General features: G+C 72.1%; 18 protein-coding genes. 8 read left to right on the forward strand and 10 right to left on the reverse strand.

Annotated elements, in window-relative coordinates:
• Positions 1-98 precede the first annotated feature (98 nt).
• From ACLQ25_RS01725 to ACLQ25_RS01750, 6 genes are all read right to left on the reverse strand, one after another.
• The gene (locus ACLQ25_RS01725) at positions 99-1,484 is read right to left on the reverse strand and encodes an MFS transporter (RefSeq protein ID WP_425728437.1); all 1,386 of its coding nucleotides are present in this window, start codon (positions 1,482-1,484) and stop codon (positions 99-101) included.
• A gap of 131 nt (positions 1,485-1,615) precedes the next feature.
• The gene (locus ACLQ25_RS01730) at positions 1,616-1,909 is read right to left on the reverse strand and encodes a hypothetical protein (protein WP_396832848.1); all 294 of its coding nucleotides are present in this window, start codon (positions 1,907-1,909) and stop codon (positions 1,616-1,618) included.
• Positions 1,893-2,156: a DUF6364 family protein gene (locus ACLQ25_RS01735; protein ID WP_357126411.1), complete on the reverse strand. Its 264-nt coding sequence runs from the start codon at positions 2,154-2,156 to the stop codon at positions 1,893-1,895. Before ACLQ25_RS01735 ends, ACLQ25_RS01730 begins: the two co-directional genes overlap by 17 nt.
• Before the next feature lie 83 nt (positions 2,157-2,239).
• On the reverse strand, positions 2,240-2,935 hold the full coding sequence (locus tag ACLQ25_RS01740; protein WP_425728438.1) for a class I SAM-dependent methyltransferase: 696 nt from the start codon (positions 2,933-2,935) through the stop codon (positions 2,240-2,242).
• A 136-nt stretch (positions 2,936-3,071) separates the two neighbouring features.
• Positions 3,072-3,269: a DUF397 domain-containing protein gene (locus ACLQ25_RS01745; protein WP_425728439.1), complete on the reverse strand. Its 198-nt coding sequence runs from the start codon at positions 3,267-3,269 to the stop codon at positions 3,072-3,074.
• Entirely contained in the window at positions 3,260-4,027 is a 768-nt protein-coding gene (locus ACLQ25_RS01750) for a helix-turn-helix domain-containing protein (protein ID WP_425728440.1), read from the reverse strand. Before ACLQ25_RS01750 ends, ACLQ25_RS01745 begins: the two co-directional genes overlap by 10 nt.
• A gap of 361 nt (positions 4,028-4,388) precedes the next feature.
• Between ACLQ25_RS01750 and ACLQ25_RS01755 the strand changes: the two genes are divergently transcribed.
• From ACLQ25_RS01755 to ACLQ25_RS01785, 7 genes are all read left to right on the forward strand, one after another.
• Positions 4,389-4,622 carry a hypothetical protein gene (locus ACLQ25_RS01755; RefSeq protein WP_425728441.1) on the forward strand — a complete coding sequence of 78 codons (234 nt, stop codon included), beginning with the start codon at positions 4,389-4,391 and terminating at the stop codon, positions 4,620-4,622.
• Positions 4,623-4,648: 26 nt separating this feature from the next.
• The gene (locus ACLQ25_RS01760; RefSeq protein ID WP_425728442.1) at positions 4,649-4,897 is read left to right on the forward strand and encodes a hypothetical protein; all 249 of its coding nucleotides are present in this window, start codon (positions 4,649-4,651) and stop codon (positions 4,895-4,897) included.
• A 124-nt stretch (positions 4,898-5,021) separates the two neighbouring features.
• Positions 5,022-7,142, forward strand: a complete 2,121-nt coding sequence (locus ACLQ25_RS01765; RefSeq protein ID WP_425728444.1) for a molybdopterin oxidoreductase family protein — start codon at positions 5,022-5,024, stop codon at positions 7,140-7,142.
• Positions 7,139-8,578 (forward strand): FAD-dependent oxidoreductase, encoded by a 1,440-nt coding sequence (locus tag ACLQ25_RS01770; protein WP_425728445.1) that lies wholly within the window; start codon positions 7,139-7,141, stop codon positions 8,576-8,578. The genes ACLQ25_RS01765 and ACLQ25_RS01770 overlap by 4 nt, the downstream gene beginning before the upstream one ends.
• A complete protein-coding gene (nirB, locus tag ACLQ25_RS01775) occupies positions 8,575-11,097 on the forward strand; it encodes a nitrite reductase large subunit NirB (protein WP_425728446.1) in 2,523 nt (840 codons plus the stop codon). The genes ACLQ25_RS01770 and nirB overlap by 4 nt, the downstream gene beginning before the upstream one ends.
• Positions 11,094-11,444, forward strand: coding sequence for a nitrite reductase small subunit NirD (gene nirD / locus ACLQ25_RS01780; RefSeq protein ID WP_425728448.1), 351 nt, complete (start codon positions 11,094-11,096; stop codon positions 11,442-11,444). The genes nirB and nirD overlap by 4 nt, the downstream gene beginning before the upstream one ends.
• Entirely contained in the window at positions 11,444-12,532 is a 1,089-nt protein-coding gene (locus ACLQ25_RS01785) for a uroporphyrinogen-III synthase (RefSeq protein WP_425728450.1), read from the forward strand. The genes nirD and ACLQ25_RS01785 overlap by 1 nt, the downstream gene beginning before the upstream one ends.
• Before the next feature lie 71 nt (positions 12,533-12,603).
• Here the strand turns inward: ACLQ25_RS01785 and ACLQ25_RS01790 are convergent, their stop codons facing one another.
• The 4 genes from ACLQ25_RS01790 to ACLQ25_RS01805 all read right to left on the reverse strand — a co-directional run bounded on the left by ACLQ25_RS01790 (position 12,604) and on the right by ACLQ25_RS01805 (position 17,255).
• Positions 12,604-13,230 (reverse strand): GTP-binding protein, encoded by a 627-nt coding sequence (locus ACLQ25_RS01790; RefSeq protein WP_396804657.1) that lies wholly within the window; start codon positions 13,228-13,230, stop codon positions 12,604-12,606.
• Positions 13,211-13,576 carry a DUF742 domain-containing protein gene (locus tag ACLQ25_RS01795; protein WP_425728452.1) on the reverse strand — a complete coding sequence of 122 codons (366 nt, stop codon included), beginning with the start codon at positions 13,574-13,576 and terminating at the stop codon, positions 13,211-13,213. Before ACLQ25_RS01795 ends, ACLQ25_RS01790 begins: the two co-directional genes overlap by 20 nt.
• Before the next feature lie 89 nt (positions 13,577-13,665).
• Positions 13,666-14,073 (reverse strand): roadblock/LC7 domain-containing protein, encoded by a 408-nt coding sequence (locus ACLQ25_RS01800; protein WP_425728454.1) that lies wholly within the window; start codon positions 14,071-14,073, stop codon positions 13,666-13,668.
• On the reverse strand, positions 14,070-17,255 hold the full coding sequence (locus ACLQ25_RS01805) for a nitrate- and nitrite sensing domain-containing protein (protein ID WP_425728456.1): 3,186 nt from the start codon (positions 17,253-17,255) through the stop codon (positions 14,070-14,072). Before ACLQ25_RS01805 ends, ACLQ25_RS01800 begins: the two co-directional genes overlap by 4 nt.
• Positions 17,256-17,701: 446 nt before the next feature.
• Between ACLQ25_RS01805 and ACLQ25_RS01810 the strand changes: the two genes are divergently transcribed.
• Positions 17,702-18,883, forward strand: coding sequence for an ABC transporter substrate-binding protein (locus ACLQ25_RS01810; RefSeq protein ID WP_425728458.1), 1,182 nt, complete (start codon positions 17,702-17,704; stop codon positions 18,881-18,883).
• Positions 18,884-19,043: the final 160 nt, after the last annotated feature.

Below are 19,043 nucleotides of genomic sequence, written 5' to 3' on the forward strand. Positions count from 1 at the left end.
GGATGTCGTACAACAGCAGGCAACGATACCCGGCGTCCCATCGGCAGGTCAAAACGGGGGTGGGCCGCCGCGCTCGGGCGCGGCGGCCGTGACCCGGCTCACACGCCGGCGAGCCGCTGGGACGACCCCGGACGACGGTAGGCGACCCAGGTCACCGCGAAGCACAGCGCGTACCAGCCGATGAACGCCAGGTAGGCGGCGTCCGCGTTGCCGGAGCTGAGGAACGACTGGCGGAAGGCGATGTTGACCAACACCCCGCCGGATGCCCCGATCGCGCCGGCGATCCCGATCAACGCGCCGGTCATCCGTCGCGCCCACCGGGCGGCGGCCTCCGGGTCGCGCGTGCCGTTGGCGACCGCCTCCGCCGCCCGGGCCCGGAAGATCGCCGGGATCATCTTGTACGTGGAGCCGTTACCGATCCCGGAGAAGACGAAGAGGGCCAGGAACCCGGCCAGGTAGAGCCCGAACGAGCGTTCGCGGGCCGCGTACAGGACCGTGCCGGCGCCGAGCGCCATCGCCACGAAGTTCCAGAAGGTCACCCGTGCCCCGCCGAGCCGGTCGGCGAAGTGCCCGCCCACCGGCCGGATCAGCGAGCCGATCAGCGGGCCGAGGAAGGTCAGCCAGGCGGCGTCGACGGGGGTGGGGAACCGGTCGGCGAACTGGAGCTGGAGCACCTGGCCGAAGGCGAAGCCGAATCCGATGAACGACCCGAAGGTGCCGATGTAGAGCAACGACATGACCCAGGTGTGCGGGTCCCGGGCCGCCTCGCGCAGCGCTCCCGGCTCGTTGCGCGCCCCGGGCACGGTGTCCAGCCAGCGGGCCGCCGCCAGCGCGGCCAGCACGATCAGCGGCAGGTAGACCGCAGGAACGAGCCGGGGGTACGCGGCGCCGGCGGTGGCCAGCACCGCCAGCCCGACAAGCTGCACGGCCGGTACGCCCAGGTTGCCGCCACCGGCGTTGAGCCCCAGGGCGCGTCCCTTGAGGTGCTGCGGGTAGAACAGGTTGATGTTCGCCATCGAGGAGGCGAAGTTGCCCCCGCCGACGCCGGTGAGGCAGGCGAGCACCATGAGGGTGGAGTAGGACACCCCCGGTTCCAGCAGGATCGTCATCGGCACCGTCGGGAGCAGCAGCAGAAGCGCGCTGATCATCGTCCAGCGCCGCCCGCCGAAGCGGGCCACCGCCAGGGTGTACGGCAGCCGCAGCACCGCGCCCAGCGCGGCCGGCACGGCGGTGAGCAGGAACTTTCCGGCCGGGTCGATGCCGTACGCGGGACCGAGGAAGAGCACGGTCACCGACCAGAGACTCCACACGGAGAAGCCGACGTGCTCGGCGAAGATCGACACCCAGAGGTTGCGGCGGGCGATCGGCGCGCCCGTCGTACGCCAGAAGTCGGGGTCCTCGGGCCGCCAGTCGTCCAACGGGCGTCGACGCCCGCGGACGGCAGGTGGGTCGGCGGTGACTGCGGTGCTGGTGAGCGTGCTCACGGCGGCTCCTCCTCGTCGATCTGACGAGGAAAAACGCTAGGAAGGCGGAGTTACCTGGCAGTGCCTGTCGTGGGTCGGCCCGGAAACGCCTGCCGCACCACGGGCCGGAGGCGTTGGTGAGGTCCCTCGAGTCAGAGCTGTTGGAGGATGCGCAGCGCGCGGCCGACCCGGAGCATCGTGTCGGTGTCGGCGACGTCCACGCACTCGGTGAACCACTTCTTCATGGGCGAGGAGATCCGGTCGGGCATCACCACGTAGGCGCCCATCGGCACGGCCAGGGGCGAGTCGCGCAGCAGCGACTCCTCGACCACCTCGACGACGATCACGATGGGCACGTCGGTGGAGTTGTAGACGTCTGAGCTGATCACCAGACCGAGGCGTTCCCGGGCGCCCTCGATGCGCCAGACCTCACCCCTGCGCAGCACGCGGCGGTTCACCGGAGAAGAGGTCGTTGACCATGCCCACCTCTCGGGCGTCGGCGAGGGCGGCGGACTCCAGGTCGAGGCCGGCGCGTCCCACGGCGGCGGCGTGCGCGGTGAAGACCTCGCGCAGCGCCTTCTCCCGGGCGGCCTGGTCCATCCACGCCGAGAGGGACAGCCCTTCGCGCTTGGCGAAGCGCCGGGCCTCCTCGATCGTCTCGTCCGTGAACGACAGCGTCACCTTGGCAGTCATGCCGGTGAGACTACCCATCGGTATGACTGCCAGTCATCCACGCGGTGGCCGGCTCGCTCCCGGGTGTCGAAACGTGCATATCGTCAGCGGGCACGTCCGCCGAACACCGCGAAACGCCACTCCTTGAAGTAGCAGTCGACGTCGACCAGGCCGGCCTCGTCGAGCCACCGGCACTGGTCGGCGACGGTCGCCGGAAGGTCGTAGCGCATGCGGCCCCGGGAGGCGGCGATCTCCTCCGGCGACGACCCCAACTCGGTGATCCGCGCCATCCACACCTCGTCGTAGCGCTGGTCGAGCGCGGGAGTCGGGCCTGCGACCTGTTCGGCGTTGACGAACACCCCACCGGGTGTCAGGGCGGCGGCGGCCCGCCGGTAGAGCGCCCGCTTGCCGTCGTCGTCCAGGTGGTGGATCGCGAGCGCGCTGACCACCGCGTCGTACCGGCCGGGGGGCAGCTCGTCGGACAGGTCCGCCCGGACGGTCCGGTGCGGCACCGAACGCGCTGACAGCTCGTCGGTGGCGCGGGCCAGCATCGCCGGCGCGGCGTCCACAAGGGTCAGCCGGACTCCGGGCACCGCCGCGGCCAGCAGGAGCGAGAGCAGCCCGGTGCCCGCACCCAGGTCCAACACCTCGGGGGTACGCCCAGCCGCCAGCGCGGCACGCAGCGGTGGCGTGGCCACCTCGACGGCCGTGCCGTAGAAGGCGTCGAAGCAGGGCACCAGCCGCCGTCGTGCCTCGTCGTAGGTGCCGGCCACCGCGTCGAAAACGTCCACCACACCCATGACGCTCTCCCATCATACGAGACAACTTTCCCACATTATAAGCGTCGTTGGGTCAATGCCGCCGACCCCGGACACGCAGAAGCCCCCGGCGCCCTCCTTGGGTTTCAGGAGCCGGGGGCCTGCTGCGTCAAACTGTTCAGGCCGGGTCGTGCGCCTTCGCCATTCCGACGAACGCCCGCCAAGCCGCTGGCCCGAAGACCAATGCCGGGCCTGCCGGGTCCTTCGAGTCCCGGACACCGACGATGCCAGGCAGGTTGTCCGCAACCTCGACGCAGTCGCCGCCATTGCCGCTGCTGCGGGTGCTCTTACGCCACTGCGCGCCGGTCAGTTCCATGTCTTCGCCATCTCCTTAAGTAGATCGACGGATTGCCAGTGGGACAACGCCTCACCGCGCACGTTCTCCCACGTTGCCAGCATCGCCGCGATGTCCTCGGCACCGGTAACGACCTGCCCCTGAAGCTGATTGTCGAGGTAGCCCGCAATCCGCTGCTCGGACCCCACGGCGATCACGAAGGGACCGTTCAGGCCAGCGTACGCGCCGACGGTAGAGGGCACGATGTGCACGCGGACGTGCGGGGCCCCGCACGCGGTGACGAGGGCCTGTACCTGCTCACGCATGGTGGCGCGTCCACCGACTGGCCGCCGTAAAACCGCTTCGTCGACAACGGCGGTGAAGTGTGGCGGGTCTTCACGGGTCAGGATGCTTTGCCGGGCGAGCCGTGAGGCCAGGTGTCGCTCGACGTCACTACGGGCGATGACGTCGGCTCCGGCGAGCACGGCGCGGGCATATGCCTCGGTCTGAAGGAGGCCGGGGAGGACGGTCGACTGAAACGACCGTAGCGAGATCGCCTCGCGCTCAATCTCTTGCCATGGTCGGAACCAAATTGGCTCGCGGCGTCTTGAAGTGTCCGGCCAGATGTCCCCTATGGGCCGTCGGAGCGCACTCGCCGCTGCCTCCCGGTGGCGGGGATGGGGAATGTGGTCGTGGTTCAGCCAGCGCGCGACCGTCTTGCGATCGACTCCAACCAGCCCTGCCAGGGACTCAATCGAATGCCCCGTCTCTGCTAGCGCGGCGCGTAGCGCATCGTTCACGACTCCCCCATCGGATGCACGGAATGTCTCGCGACCATATCGTTACGGGCTGTTCTTGTCCCATCACTGACCGCAAGGTGAGACCAGACGGCGCGGCCGGTAGGGACCCGGACCCGGCGGACGCGTTCGTATCGGGGCCGCCCCTGGCCCGTCCAGCAGATCTTGGACAGTTTCCGTTCTGAGCTAACGAAAACTTTCCAAGATCTCCATGGGTGGGCATCGCGGGGCGGCCCCTTTCCAGAGTGACGACCAAGGGGAGAGCACCGTGCCGGACAAGCCGCCGGATCGGAGACCCGCACCGAAGCCCACGCCCCGGAAGCCACACGCGGCTGACGTCCTGCACCTGACGCGTGCCGCGAGTGTGCAGTTCCTGCGCCCGATCTTCGTCCGCGTGATTCGCGTGCTCGACTGGCCGACCTACGACGGGTGGCTGTGGATTGACGCCTACGAGCTGGCCCCGAATGGCGACGCGATCGCGCGCCGGTCCCTGTTCGTGATGCCCGTGGGCCTGATCTGGGCGGACACGTCCGCCCCGGCGGCCCGTCGCTCGACCACCCGCACTCCCGTCAGGCGCGGTCCGGTGCGTGTTCGATGACCCGCCGTCCTCGCCCGCACCATCCGATGCGCCCGGCATGGCTCTGCCGCAACTGTGCCGCTGCCTGGCCGTGCCCGCCGGCACAGCTTCACCTCGCGACCGAGTTCTACGGTCACTCGATCGCCCTGGCGTTCTACCTGGCAGCGAACATGCAGGACGCGGTTGACGACCTGTACGCCCTGGGCCTTGATCCTGACCTGCGGGCACTTCACGCCCGGTTCCTGGGCTGGCTGTCGCTGTCCCGCCGACCGAACCGCGCCGACCTGGAGGGGTGACTGTCGGTCGCCGCCGTCACCTACCCGTCACGCCCGTTGCTCCCGTGCGGTGTGAGGCCCACTTGACAGGACCGAAACAGAAGGGACCCGGACTGGAAACTGCCCGGCGGCACGCTTTGCCGACATGACAGACGGTGCGCGGCCGGCAACTCGATCGGGGCGTACGCCCCGGGAGGTGGCGACGCACTGCCCGTACTGCGCTCTCCAGTGCGGCATGACCCTGCGCGAGGACGACACCGGGGTGAGCGTGCTCCCCCGCCAGTTCCCGACCAACCGGGGTGGGCTGTGCCAGAAGGGCTGGACCTCCGCCGAGCTGCTCGACCACCCGGACCGGCTGACCAGCCCGCTCGTGCGTGACACCGTCAGCGGCGAGCTGCGCCCGACGACCTGGGACGTCGCGCTGGACCGGGTCGCCACCGGCGTACGCGCCATCCAGGCCAGCTCCGGGCGGGACGCGGTCGCCGTCTTCGGCGGCGGCGGGCTGACCAACGAGAAGGCGTACGCGCTGGGGAAGTTCGCCCGGGTCGCACTGCGTACCCGCAACATCGACTACAACGGGCGGTTCTGCATGTCCTCGGCGGCCGCCGCCGGGATGCGCGCCTTCGGCATCGACCGGGGACTGCCGTTCCCCCTGTCCGACCTGGGCCGGGCCGACACGCTGCTGCTGGTCGGCGCCAATCCGGCGGAGACCATGCCGCCGCTGGTGCGCTGGCTCACCGAGCAGCGCCAACGCGGCGGGAAGCTCATCGTCGTCGACCCGCGCGTCACCGCCACCGCCCGCCAGGCCGACCTGCACCTGCAACCGCTGCCCGGCACCGACCTCGCCGTGGCCAACGCGCTGCTGCACATCGCGCTCACCGAGGGCCGGGTCGACCATGCGTACGTGGCCGAGCGCACCACCGGCTTCGACGCGGTCCGCCGCAGCGTCGCCGCCTGGTGGCCGGCCCGCGCGGAACAGCTCTCCGGGGTGCCGGTGGCCGATCTCGAGGCGACCGCCCGCGCGCTGGGCACCGGCGGCCGGGTGATCATTCTGACCGCGCGCGGGGCCGAGCAGCACGCCAAGGGCGTCGACACCGTCACCGCGTACGTCAACCTGGCCCTCGCCCTGGGCCTGCCGGGCCGACCGGGCTCCGGGTACGGCTGCCTCACCGGTCAGGGCAACGGTCAGGGCGGGCGGGAGCACGGGCAGAAGGCCGACCAGCTCCCCGGCTACCGCAGGATCGACGATCCGGCGGCCCGGGAACACGTCGCGGGCGTCTGGGGCGTACCGGCCGACGAGCTGCCCGGTCCCGGCGTGCCGGCGTACCAACTACTCGACTCGCTCGGCACCGACGACGGTCCCCGGGCGCTGCTGGTGTTCGGCTCCAACCCGGTGGTCTCGGCTCCCCGGGCCGCCCGGATCGAGGGCCGGCTACGCGACCTCGACCTGCTGGTCGTCGCCGACCTGCTGCTCTCCGAGACGGCGGCGCTGGCGGACGTGGTGCTGCCCACCGCGCAGTGGGCCGAGGAGGACGGCACGATGACCAACCTGGAGGGTCGGGTGCTGCGTCGGCGCGCGCTGCGCCCCCCGCCGCCGGACGTCCGCACCGACCTGGCCATCCTCGCCGACCTGGCGGGACGGTTGGGCGACGCCGAGACGGCGGCGGCGCGGTTCCCGACCGACCCGGCCACCGTCTTCGGCGAGCTGCGCCGCGCCTCCGCGGGCGGCATCGCCGACTACGCCGGCATCACCTGGGAGCGCATCGACGAAGCCGACGGCGTCCACTGGCCGTGTCCCAGCGCGGACGGGCGGGACACGCCACGACTCTTCGCCGACAGGTTCGCCACCCCGGACGGCCGGGCCCGGTTCCACCCCGTCGACCACCGGCCGGCCGCCGAGGAGGTGTGCGCCACGTATCCGCTGCACTTCACCACCGGCCGGGTGCTGGCCCAGTACCAGTCCGGCACGCAGACCCGCCGCGTACCGGCGCTGCGTCGCGCCGCGGCCGAGGCGTTCGTCGAGCTGCACCCCGACCTGGCCGCCCGGTTGGGCATCGACGACGGCGACCCGGTGCGGGTCACGTCCCGCCGGGGCGAGCTGCGCGCCCCGGCCCGGCTCAGCCCGGGTATCCGGCCGGACACGGTCTTCGCGCCGTTCCACTGGCCGGGCGCCGGGCGGGCCAACTCGGTGACCAACGACGCGGTGGACCCGATCTCCGGGATGCCCGAGTTCAAGATCTGCGCGGTCCGGGTGGAGAAGGCATGACCGCCCGGGTGGTGATCGTCGGCAACGGCATGGCCGGCGCCCGGCTCGCGACCGAGCTGCACGCCCGCGGGGACGAGCGCAAGGTCACCGTCCTCGGGGCGGAACCGCACCGCGCGTACAACCGGATCATGCTGTCCACGCTGCTGGCTGGCCGCATCGACGAACCGGACGTGGAGCTGACCGAGGCCGCCGGGCACGGCATCGACCTGCGCTCGGGCGTGACGGTCGCCGCCGTGGACCGGTCGGCCCGTGAGGTCCGCACAGCTGACGGCGAACGGATCGCCTACGACCACCTGGTGCTGGCCACCGGCGCGCGGGCGGTGGTGCCGCCCCTGCCCGGCCTCGACCCGGCCGACCTGCCCCGGCGGGTCGTCCCCTTCCGCACCCTGGACGACTGCCGCCGCATCCTGGCCGTGGCGCGCGACGCACGCTCCGCGATCGTGCTCGGCGGCGGGCTGCTCGGGTTGGAGGCCGCCCGGGGCCTGGCCACGCGAGGGCTGGCCACCACCGTGGTGCACCCGACCAACCACCTCATGGAACGGCAGCTCGATCCGGCGGCCGGCACGGTGCTGGCCGGTACGCTCGCCGGGCTCGGCGTCACCATCCAGCTCGGAGTGCCCGCCACCGGGGTCGCGGCGGACGACAGCGGCGTCCGACTCGACCTGGCCGACGGCCGGTCGCTGCCCGCCGACCTGCTGGTGCTCTCCTGCGGGGTACGCCCGGACACCGCCCTCGCGCAGGCCGCCGGGCTGACCGTGCGGCGCGGCGTGGTGGTGGACGACCGGCTGCGCACCAACGACCGGTCCATCTCGGCGCTCGGCGACTGCGCCCAACACGACGGGACGCTCACCGGACTGGTCGCCCCCGCGTGGGCCCAGGCACGGGTGCTCGCCGACGTGTTGACCGGCACGGACCCGCTCGCCCGGTACCGGCCCCGCCCGGTGGTGACCCGGCTCAAGGCGGCCGGGATCGACCTGGCCGCGATGGGCGAGGCGGTCGGCGGCGCGCCGGGCGAGGAGCTGACGTTCACCGACCCGACCCGGGGCACGTACGCCCGGCTGCGCATCCGTGACGAGCGGTTGATCGGCGCGATCCTGCTCGGCGACAACCCGGCGATCGGCACGGTGATCCAACTCTTCGACCGGGGTCACCCGGTACCGGCCGACCGGCGGGCCCTCCTGCTCGGCCGGGCGCTCGGCGGGGCCGTCTCGACGCCGAGCGCGTCACCGGCGCTGATGCCGGACGCGGCCGTCGTCTGCCAGTGCAACACCGTGACCAAAGGCGCGCTGGTGCGCTGCTGGCGCTCCGGCGCGCGGACGGTCGACGCGGTGGTGGCGGGCACCCGGGCCGGCACGGGATGCGGCGGATGCCGCGACGCGGTCGGCGGCATCGTCGACTGGCTGTCCGAAGCGGAATCGGTGGAGGTGACGCGATGAGCGGCGCGGACCTGGTCGTCGTCGGCAACGGCATGGTGGGGCAACGCTTCGTCGACGCACTGCGCGCCCGTGACCCGCAGGGCCACTGGCGGGTCACGGTACTGGCCGAGGAGAGGCGTCCGGCGTACGACCGGGTGCGGCTCTCGGCGTACTTCGACGGGGTGAGCGAAGAGGAACTGAACGTGCACACCCCGGACGACGGGGTGCGGCTGCGCCTCGGTGAGCCGGCCACCGCCATCGACCGGGAACGGCAGGTGGTGAGCACCGCTGAGGGCAACTACCACTACGACGCGCTGGTGCTGGCCACCGGGTCGTACCCGTTCGTGCCGCCGGTGCCCGGGGCCGACCTGCCCGGCGTCTTCGTCTACCGGACGCTCGACGACCTGGCGGCGATCCGGACGTACGCCGCCGGTCGGCGGGTCGGCGCGGTGATCGGCGGCGGGCTGCTCGGGCTGGAGGCGGCGAACGCCCTGCGCCTGCTCGGCCTCAGCACCGACGTGGTCGAGTTCGCGCCCCGGCTGATGCCGGTGCAGGTGGACCAGGCCGGCGGCGCGATGCTGCGCCGCTACGTCCAGGACCTGGGTGTGCGTACCCACCTCGGGGTCGCCACCACGGCGATCCGCGCGGGGGCCGACGGCGCGGTGGCCGCGTTGGAGCTGTCCGACGGCCGGGTGGTCGACGCCGAACTGGTCGTGGTGGCCGCCGGCATCCGGCCCCGCGACGAGCTGGCGCGGGCCGCCGGCCTGCCGTTGGGTCCGCGCGGTGGGGTGCTGGTCGACGAGACCTGCCGCACGGCCGACGAGCGGGTCTGGGCCGTCGGCGAGTGCGCGGCGGTCGACGGCACCTGTCACGGCCTGGTGGCACCGGGGTACGCGACGGCCGAGGTGGTCGCCGACCGGCTGGTCGGCGGCGCGGCGACGTTCCCGGGTGCGGACACCGCCACGAAGCTGAAGCTGCTCGGGGTGGACGTGGCGTCGTTCGGCGACGCCCACGGCACCACTGAGGGCTGCCTGGATGTCACGTTCACCGACCCGGCCACCCGCGTGTACGCCAAGCTGGTCCTCTCCGACGACGCGCACACCCTGCTCGGTGGGGTGCTGGTGGGCGACGCCAGCGCGTACCCGACGCTGCGGGCCAGCGTGGGTGGCCCGCTGCCGGCCGCGCCGCTGGCCCTGCTCGCTCCCGACGGCGGCGGCGCGGACGCCGGGACGCTGCCCGCCACCGCGCAGGTCTGCTCCTGCAACGCGGTGACCCGGGGCGACGTGGACGCCGCGATCGCCGGTGGCTGTTCGGACGTACCGGCGCTGAAGGCGTGCACCAGGGCGGGCACGAGCTGCGGCTCCTGCGTGCCGATGCTCAAGCAGCTCCTCGACGCGGCCGGGGTGGCACAGTCCACGGCGCTGTGCGAGCACTTCGACGTGAGCCGCCGCGAGCTGTTCGAGATCGTGCGCGTACGCGGCATCCGCACCTTCTCCCGGCTGGTCGCCGAGCACGGCCGGGGACGCGGCTGCGACATCTGCAAGCCGGTGGTGGCCTCGATCCTCGCCTCGCTGGGCAACGGGCACGTGCTCGACGGCGAGCAGGCGTCGTTGCAGGACACCAACGATCACTTCCTGGCCAACCTGCAGCGCGACGGCAGTTACTCGGTGGTGCCCCGCATCCCCGGCGGCGAGATCACCCCGGAGAAGCTGATCGTGATCGGCGAGGTGGCCCGGGACTTCCAGCTCTACACGAAGATCACCGGTGGGCAGCGGATCGACCTGTTCGGGGCGCGGGTGGAACAGCTACCGCAGATCTGGCGACGCCTGGTCGACGCCGGCTTCGAGTCCGGCCACGCGTACGGCAAGGCGCTGCGCACGGTGAAGTCCTGCGTCGGCGAGACCTGGTGCCGGTACGGCGTACAGGACTCGGTGGGGTTGGCCGTGGCGCTGGAGCTGCGCTATCGCGGGCTGCGCGCCCCGCACAAGCTCAAGTCGGCGGTCTCCGGCTGCGCCCGCGAGTGCGCCGAGGCGCGTAGCAAGGACTTCGGCATCATTGCCACCGAGACCGGCTGGAACCTCTACGTCGGCGGCAACGGCGGCTTCCGGCCCCGGCACGCCGACCTGTTCGCCACTGATCTGTCAACAGACGAACTGGTCACGCTCATCGACCGCTTCCTCATCTATTACATCCGCACCGCCGACCGGCTGCAACGCACGGCCGGCTGGATCGAGGCCATGGACGGCGGCCTGGACCACCTGCGGGCCGTGATCGTGGACGACTCGCTCGGCATCTGCGCCGACCTCGACGCGGCCATGGCACGGCACGTGACGTCGTACTCGGACGAGTGGCGCGACGTGCTGGACGATCCGGAGCGGTTGCGCCGCTACACCTCCTTCGTCAACGCCCCCGACGTGCCCGACCCGTCGATCACCTTCGCCGTGGAGCGTGGCCAGCCGGTGCCGGCTCGCGGCGGCACCCCATCCGACGGCCACGGCCGCCGTCCCGTCACGCTCGGCCTTCCGGAGGTACGGCGATGAGCATCACGATGACCACACACGCCTGGACGGCGGTCTGCCGCCTCGACCGGCTGGAACCGGAGCGCGGCGTCGCCGCCCTGGTCGACGGTGTGCAGGTGGCTCTCTTCCACACCGCGGACGGGCTGTTCGCGATCGACAACCGCGACCCGGTCACCGGCGCGTACGTGCTGTCCCGGGGCATCGTCGGCAGCCGTGGCGGCGTGCCGACGGTCGCGTCGCCGCTGCACAAGCAGGTGTACGACCTGCGCACCGGCGAATGCCTCGACCTGCCCGGGGTGACCGTGGCCCGGCACGAAACGCGCTGCCACGACGGGATCGTCGAAGTGCGGTTGCGACAGGAGGACTGATGCGGGAAGAACTGGCCGGCTTCACCATCGGGGTGACCGCCGACCGGCGGCGCGACGAATTGGCCGCGCTGCTCGAACGCCGGGGCGCACGCGTGGTGCTCGCCCCGGCGCTGCGGATCGTGCCGCTGTCCGACGACAGCGAACTGCGCGAAGCGACCCGCGCGTGCCTCGACCAGCCACCCGACATCCTGATGGCCAACACCGGCATCGGAATGCGCGGGTGGCTGGAGGCGGCCGAGGGCTGGGGGCTGGCCGAGCCGCTGCGTTCGGTACTCGCCAGCTCGTACGTCGTCGCCCGGGGTCCCAAGGCGCGCGGCGCGATCCGTGCGGCCGGCCTGCACGACCAGTGGTCACCGGCTTCGGAGAGCTGCGACGAGGTGGTCGACCACCTGCGTCGGCGCGGGGTGGCCGGGCAGGTGATCGCCATGCAGCTACACGGTGAGCGGCAGCCCGAGTGCACCCTCGCGCTAGAAGCGGCCGGTGCCACGGTGATCGAGGTGCCGGTCTACCGCTGGGCGCCACCGACGGATCCTGCTCCGCTGCACCGGCTGATCGACCTGATCGCCGGCCGGCTGGTGGACGCGGTGACGTTCACCTCCGCGCCGGCGGTCGAGGCGCTGCTGCGGGCGGCCGGCGACCGTACCGACGCGGTGGTGTCCGCGTTCCGCGCCGATGTGCTGGCCTGTTGCGTCGGCGCGGTGACCGCCGAGCCGTTGCTCCGGCTCGGTGTGCCGGTGAGCGCGCCCGGCCGCGCCCGGCTGGGTGCCCTGGTCCGCACCATCGTCGACGAGCTGCCCCGCCGGACCGTGACGTTCAAGGCCGGCGGCCACCTGCTCACGTTGCGCGGGCACGCCGCGGTGATCGACGGCGACCTGCGGCCCCTCGCCCCCGCGCCGATGGCGGTGCTGCGGGCGCTGGCGCAGTCCCCGGGCCGGGTGTTGTCGCGTACCGCCCTGCTGCGGACCCTGCCCCGGGGCGCGGACGAGCACGCCGTGGAGATGGCGGTGGCCCGGCTGCGTGCCGGTCTTCGCGCGCCCCGGGTGGTGCAGACCGTGGTGAAGCGCGGCTACCGGCTCCGGGTCGACTGAAACGCGCCACGGCCGGCTGTCGCCAGCCGGCCGTGACCCGCCGGTTGTGCAGCCGGCCGTGACCGTACGGTTCAGCCGACCGGCGTGGGGAAGCCCCGGCCGTGCTCCGCCTGGAGGCGGAGCATGGCGTGCTCGACCACCGTCACCAGCACCTGCTTGACCGAGTCCCGCTGCCGGGCGTCGGTCATGACCAGCGGCACCTGCGGCGAGATGGCCAGCGCCTCGCGGATCTCCTCCAGCTCGTACTGGGGAGAACCGTCGAAGTTGTTCAGCGCCACCACGTACGGCAGGTTCCGGTTCTCGAAGTAGTCCAGCGGGGCGAACGCGTCCGTGATCCGGCGGGTGTCCACCAGGACGGCGGCGCCCACCGCCCCTCGGATGATCTCGTCCCACATGAACCAGAAGCGGGTCTGACCCGGCGTACCGAACAGGTACAGGATCAGGTCCTGGGCCATGGTGATACGGCCGAAGTCCATGGCGACCGTAGTGGTCTCCTTGCCGGGCACCTTCGACGGGTCGTCGATGCCGACGCCGGCCGCGGTCATCACCGCCTCGGTCGTCAACGGCGTGATCTCGGAGATCGAGCCGACCAGGGTCGTCTTACCGACGCCGAAACCGCCCGCGACGACGATCTTCGCGGAGACGATTCCCCGGCTCGGCTGCCGCCCCCCAGCGGGGTCATAGCCTGCGAAGTCCACTTAGCACCCTTCCAAGCAGTTCCATCCGCTCCTCGAACCCCTCGGCGGGAGCAGCAGCGTGTAACGTCAGCAGGCTCTCGGCCACCATGTCGGCGACCAGCACCCGGGCGACGCCCAGCGGCATCCGGGTGTACGCGGCGATCTCCGCCAGCGACTGTGCACGGCCCTCGCAGACCGTGGCGATTCGGTGCTTGTCGTGCCCCGCGAAACGGGACTCGGCAACCTGGGTGGGAGAGGAGGTGAGGACCGCCTCGAGGGCGATGTCCTGCCGGGGCTCGGTACGACCACGGGTGACCGCGTACGGACGTACCAACGCGCCACGCGGGTCAACGCGTCGTTGGTCCATCCCCGATCACCTCCTCGTCTCCCGCGGAGCCGGTACAGACCGCCTCCCCTCCCTGCTCCGGCGCGCGGTCCGCGCGCCGGACTGTGGCGCTACGAACGCACCGCGTCGCGGGGCAGCGGCACCAGAGCGGCGCCCACCCGTTCCACCAGCAGCGCCATCTCGTAGCCCACCTGGCCCACGTCGCAGCTCCGCGCGGCCAGCACGGCCATCGACGAACCGTCGCTGATCGACATGAGGAACAGGTAACCGCTGTCCATCTCGATGACGGTCTGCAACACACCGCCCGCGCTGAACATCCGGGCCGCGCCCTCGGTCAGGCTCACCACGCCGGAGGTGATCGCGGCGAGCTGGTCGGCCCGGTCCCCCGGCAGGTCCCGGGAGGACGCGAGCAGCCGCCCGTCGGCGGACACCGCCACCACGTGGGCGATACCGGCCACGCTGTCGGCGAAGTTGGTGAGCAGCCAACCCATGTCCTGCATGGCAGCTGGCCTGTTCATCGGCTCTCCTTGGTCGAGGTGCTGTTCAGGTCCGTACCAGCCGTCCTACCGCGCTGCACGCCACGGTGGTAGGCCGACAACAGGCCGCGTACTTCGTCGGGCGTCCGCCGGCTGCGGTCCCGACCAGCCTTCGGTTCGATACCGCCCGGCACGAGCTGCGCCTGCGGCACCCGCTTCGGCAGACCCGAGCGGGTGGTGCCGGCAGGGGCCGGCTCGGCGGCCCGGCTGGCCAGCGTCCACCCCTCGTCGGCAGCCGTCCGCCAGGCGTCCGGGTCCGGAGCCGGCGGCGCGGCGGCGGGCGCGGGAGCCGCGACGGGGGCCGCTGGGGCGGCCGGGGCGGCCGGGGCGGCCGGCGGCGGGGCGTAGGACGGCGGTGGCGTCGGCGTCGAGGCGGTACGACCGCTGGTCTTCGCGGTGCCGAATCCGTCCATGCTTCCCATGCTCTGCGCTCCGGTGCCCTCGGAACTGCCCGGGGTCCGGGTGGGCAGCGGCGGTCGGGCCGGCGCGGTCGCGGTGCTCGACGGGCCACGGTTGGTCACCCGCTGGCCGGTGTCGGCGGGCGGAGGCGGCGTGTCGAACTGCGGCCGGGTGAAGATCGCGGTGGCGTCGTCACCGTGCGACCGGAACCAGACCGCCTCCATCTCCCGGAAGATCGGCGCTTCGGCGGGAAACTCCGGCCGGGTGCTGACCGGCGCGGGCGGCGTCGGCGGCGCGACCGGAGCGGCGGGCTGCACGGGCGGGAGCGGCACCGCGGGCGGCGCCGGCGGTGCGACCGCGCCCGGCCCGGCGACCGGACCGACCGGCAGCACCGGCGCGCTCCGGGCGTCCGTGGTGTCGGCCGCCGAGCCCCGCCGGGGCAGCGCGTCGATGGTCGGGTACGCCACGGTGGGGCTGCCCGCCGAGGTGCCGTTGCCGTTGCCGTACGACGGTCGCGCGGGCGGCGCCGGAGCGGCCGGCGCGGCGGCGGGCGGCACCGTCGGACGCGCACCGGTGTATCCGCCGGCCTGCACGGCCGGGGTGGTGTCCCGCGTGTCGAGTGGGGACTGCCACTGCGCGGGTGCCGGGGCGTTGCTCCGCCACTGGTCCGGCAGCGTGGCCGCCGAGGTGGTCGCGCCGGCGTACGACTCGGCGTGGCCGACCGGGGTGAGCGGCGTCTGCTCGACGGCCATCGGCTGACGCGGACGGGGGAGCGCCTGCTCGCGTCCCCGGCTGCTGGGCAGGATCACGGTGGCGGCGGGCAGCGTCACCTGGGCGACCGTGCCGCCCTCGACGTTGCGGCGCAGCTCCACCCGGATGCCGTAGCGGGACGCGAGGCGGCTCACCACGGCCAGACCCATCAGCCGGAAGGCTGCGACGTCCACGCTCGGCGGGGCGGCCAGCCGACGGTTGAGCGAGTCGAGCTGCTCGTCGGTGAGGCCGAGCCCACGATCCTCGATCTGGATCAGCACATAGTCGCGGATGCGGCGACCGTCGGCGACGACCGTCGTGTTCGGCGGCGAGAACCGGGTGGCGTTGTCGAGCAGTTCGGCGACGAGGCGTACGACGTCGTTGACCGCGTGCGCGGCCACCGAGATGTCGGTGTCGACGGTGCCGAACTCGATGCGGTTGTACAGCTCGACCTCGGACTGGGCGGCGCGCAGCACGTCGACGACGAGCGCGTCCTCGCGGCGCGGTACGACCGAGTCCGCGCCGGCCAGGACCAGCAGGTTCTCGTCGTTGCGGCGCATTCGGGTAGCCAGGTGGTCCAACTCGAAGAGCTGGGCCAGCCGCTTCGGGTCCTCCTCGCCACGCTCGATCGCGTCCAGCTCGCCGATCATCCGGTCGACCAGGGTCTGACTACGGCGGGCCAGGTTGAGGAACATCGCCGAGACGCTGGTGCGCAGCGCGGCCTGTTCGGCCGCGACCCGTACCGCCTCCCGGTGGACGACGTTGAAGGCCGACGCCACCTGGCCGACCTCGTCGCGGCTGTTGAGCTGGATCGGGTCCCGGACCTGCCGGACGATCTCGTCCACACCGCCGTCGCCGACGCTGCCCATGTTCTGCAGTCGCTGCACGGCGTCCGGCAGGTCGTGGTTGGCCACCGAGAGCGCGCCCTCGCGCAGGCGGCGCAGCGAGTGGTTCAGCGACCGGGCCAGCACCACGGCCAGCGACACGGCGATGATCAGGGTGAGCAGCACCAGGATCGACTCGACCACGGCCTGCCGGATGACGTCCGAGCGTGCCTCGTCGGCCTGGGCGAGCAGCCGGTCCTGCAGTTGGATCTCGGCCCAACGCATCAGGTCGTTGACCGCGCCGATGGCCGCGGTGGCGTCCTGCGCGCTCACCAGGGCGCGCTGCCCGACGGAGCGGGTGATGTCGGTGGCGACCCGGTCGGAGAGGCCGACGGCGTCACCGGAGACGGTGCTGTCGACCAGGGCCCGCTGCACGGGGTCGGCGGCGAGCGAGAAGGAGACCAGCGCCTCCTGCTGGCTGGTCAGCGTGGCCACGAAGGACGAGAACTGCTCCGGGTCGAGCTGGCCGGCGGTCAGCGCGGTGAAGGCGACCGCCTCCTCCTCGGCGACGGACGCCTTGGCGCGGGCGAAGGCGGCGACCGCGCGGCGGCTGTCCGCCAGGCTCTCGTCGCCGGGTAGCTGGGCCAGCCCGTCGCCGTAGCTGATCAGGTCGGTGAGGATGACGCCGTAGCGCAGAACCGCCTCGGCGACCGCCATCTGCCGGCGGTCCAGCACCTCCTGGCGGGTGCCGTCCAGGGTGGCCAGGTGGTCGTCGATCGCTGCCAGCCGGTCCCGCACCGCCGCCGGCACCTCGCCGATCCGGTTCCGCTCGGCGCGGTACTCGTCCACCCGCTGCTGCGTCTGGCGTACCCGCAGGTTGTACGCGTCGGCCGGCTGCTGCGGAGTGGCCAGGTAGGCCGCCGCCGCCATCCGCTCGGCCTGCAGATCCTGGGTCAGCGCGCTGACGTCGATAGCGAGCGCGGTGAGCGACCGGGCCCGGGTGGCGTCGTAGGCGCCCTCGCCGATCGAGATGAGCCGGACGGTGGCGAGCGCGATCACCGCAGCCACCGGAACGACCAGGATCAGCGCCAGTTTGGACCGGATCCGGGCGTCCCGCAGCCTCGGCATGCGCCGGCGCGTACGCCCGGTATCGCCGCCAATCGCGGGCAGGGTCGTCGGTCCGGTGCTCACGACATCGCCTCCGTCGTTTCTTCCCCGCCTGACCCGCCGAGCCGTGCCGGGAGCGGAGGGGACCACGCGCGGCACGGCCGCGATTTCATCAGAGAAGATCGTGTTTGGGAAGCCGCAGTGAGGTAGGAAACGGTCGGACGGCGCGGAACCCTTGATCCGGTCAACTGATACCTTCATTTCCGCAAGCCCCTGATCAGGGCATGTAACTCCAGAGTGGTCACGCGTGCATGCAAAGTGAGGTTTTGCAAACATTGCGTTACCCCAGCATGTGGGATGACCGTCCCGAAAATGCAACCGGGGTCCGCGCTTGACCACAGCGCCGGCCATTGGCAAGGTTTTGCAGGCTTCGCGCACACACCGTACGGCAGAGGAGATCCCGTCCTCCACTGAGGACGGATTAGCGGCGGTGACCGGGCAGCGCCCGCGCCCGCACCTGGAGGACTGAGTTGAGCCCCATCCGCTCCGCGACCATCGCGGCGCTCGCATCGGCCCTCGTGGCCACCACGCTCACCGGCTGCCAGTTCGGCGAAGCGGAGCAGGACACGAGTCCGATCGTGATCGCCGCCGACCTCGAGCTCTCCGGTGCCGCGGCACCAATGGGCCGGGCATACCAGCGCGCACTGGAACTCAAGAGAGACCAGGTGAACTCCTCCGGAGCACTGAACGGCCGGAAGATCGACCTTAGGATCAAGGACAACCGTTCCGACGCTGCCGAGTCACTGCGGAACATCGCGGACTTCAGCAGCGATTCCCGGGTCAGCGCGATCGTCATGGGCGGTTGTAGCGAATGCGCGGTCGGCGCGGTCGGCGTCATCAACGAGAAGCGGATTCCCACCATTGCGCTGGCCGCTTCGGGGGCGATCTCGAGCCCGGTCGCCGACCGGCGCTACGTGTTCAAGCTGGGCCCGAACGCGGCCGACAGCGCCTCCGCGCTCACCACCGAACTGCGTCGCAAGAACGTCCGCAAGGTCGCCCTGCTCGCCAGTAACGACGACTACGGCCGCGAGGGTGTCCTCGCGCTGCGCCGCGAACTGGGCAAGACCACCATCAAGGTGGCCGGCGAGGAATCGGTGAAGAACACCGACACCGAGGTCGGCCAGCAGGTCGGCAAGCTCGTCAAGCTCAAGCCCGACGCGCTGGTCGTCTGGACCCCGCCGGAGCAGGCCGCGCTCGCCGCGACCAGCGCCCAGCAGGCCTCGTTCCGTGGGTCGCTCTTCTTCGACGCGGGAGCGGCCGGTGACCTCTTCCTCGGCGCGGCGGCCCGGGCCACCGAGAAGGCCACGATGGTCTTCACCCAGACCATGGTCATCGACGACGTGATCGCCACCACGCCGGCGAAGGCGGCCCGGCGGCAGTGGTTCCAGGACTACACGGCCCGCTTCGGCGGCTACAACGGCTCCTCCTCCTTCGCCGCCGACGCGATCCAGTTGATCGCCGACGCCGAACTGCGGGCCGGCGGCCCGGCGGGGAAGGTCGACCGGGACGGCATCCGGGACGTGTTGGAGACGTCCCAGATCGACGGCCTCTCCGGCCCGATCCGCATGACGCCCGACAACCACTCGGGGCTCATGCCGCAGGCGCTCACCACGCTCGTCGCGCGCAACGGCCGCTGGCGGTTGGCGGGATAGCTCGTCTCCAGGTTGGGGGTGGTGGCCTACCGTGCCCGGCTCCGGGCGGTCAGGCTTGATCCCTGCGCCGGGCACGGTAGGCCACCACCCCTTTCGTGTCACCGTCAGCGAAAGAGCCGGCCTCCTCGGGAGGCCGGCTCTCGCAATTCAAAAGGAGTAC

This window comes from Micromonospora sp. DT44 (genome assembly GCF_049841635.1).
Classification (GTDB): domain Bacteria; phylum Actinomycetota; class Actinomycetes; order Mycobacteriales; family Micromonosporaceae; genus Micromonospora.

Excerpts from the sequence above, each read along its gene's own strand:
- ACLQ25_RS01735 (WP_357126411.1), bottom strand. The coding sequence starts at position 2,156 with ATGACTGCCAAGGTGACGCTGTCGTTCACGGACGAGACGATCGAGGAG.
- ACLQ25_RS01760 (WP_425728442.1), top strand. The coding sequence starts at position 4,649 with ATGCGCCCGGCATGGCTCTGCCGCAACTGTGCCGCTGCCTGGCCGTGC.
- ACLQ25_RS01785 (WP_425728450.1), top strand. The coding sequence starts at position 11,444 with ATGCGGGAAGAACTGGCCGGCTTCACCATCGGGGTGACCGCCGACCGG.
- ACLQ25_RS01740 (WP_425728438.1), bottom strand. The coding sequence starts at position 2,935 with ATGGGTGTGGTGGACGTTTTCGACGCGGTGGCCGGCACCTACGACGAG.
- ACLQ25_RS01795 (WP_425728452.1), bottom strand. The coding sequence starts at position 13,576 with ATGGACCAACGACGCGTTGACCCGCGTGGCGCGTTGGTACGTCCGTAC.
- ACLQ25_RS01770 (WP_425728445.1), top strand. The coding sequence starts at position 7,139 with ATGACCGCCCGGGTGGTGATCGTCGGCAACGGCATGGCCGGCGCCCGG.
- ACLQ25_RS01800 (WP_425728454.1), bottom strand. The coding sequence starts at position 14,073 with ATGAACAGGCCAGCTGCCATGCAGGACATGGGTTGGCTGCTCACCAAC.
- ACLQ25_RS01765 (WP_425728444.1), top strand. The coding sequence starts at position 5,022 with ATGACAGACGGTGCGCGGCCGGCAACTCGATCGGGGCGTACGCCCCGG.
- nirD (WP_425728448.1), top strand. The coding sequence starts at position 11,094 with ATGAGCATCACGATGACCACACACGCCTGGACGGCGGTCTGCCGCCTC.
- ACLQ25_RS01745 (WP_425728439.1), bottom strand. The coding sequence starts at position 3,269 with ATGGAACTGACCGGCGCGCAGTGGCGTAAGAGCACCCGCAGCAGCGGC.
- nirB (WP_425728446.1), top strand. The coding sequence starts at position 8,575 with ATGAGCGGCGCGGACCTGGTCGTCGTCGGCAACGGCATGGTGGGGCAA.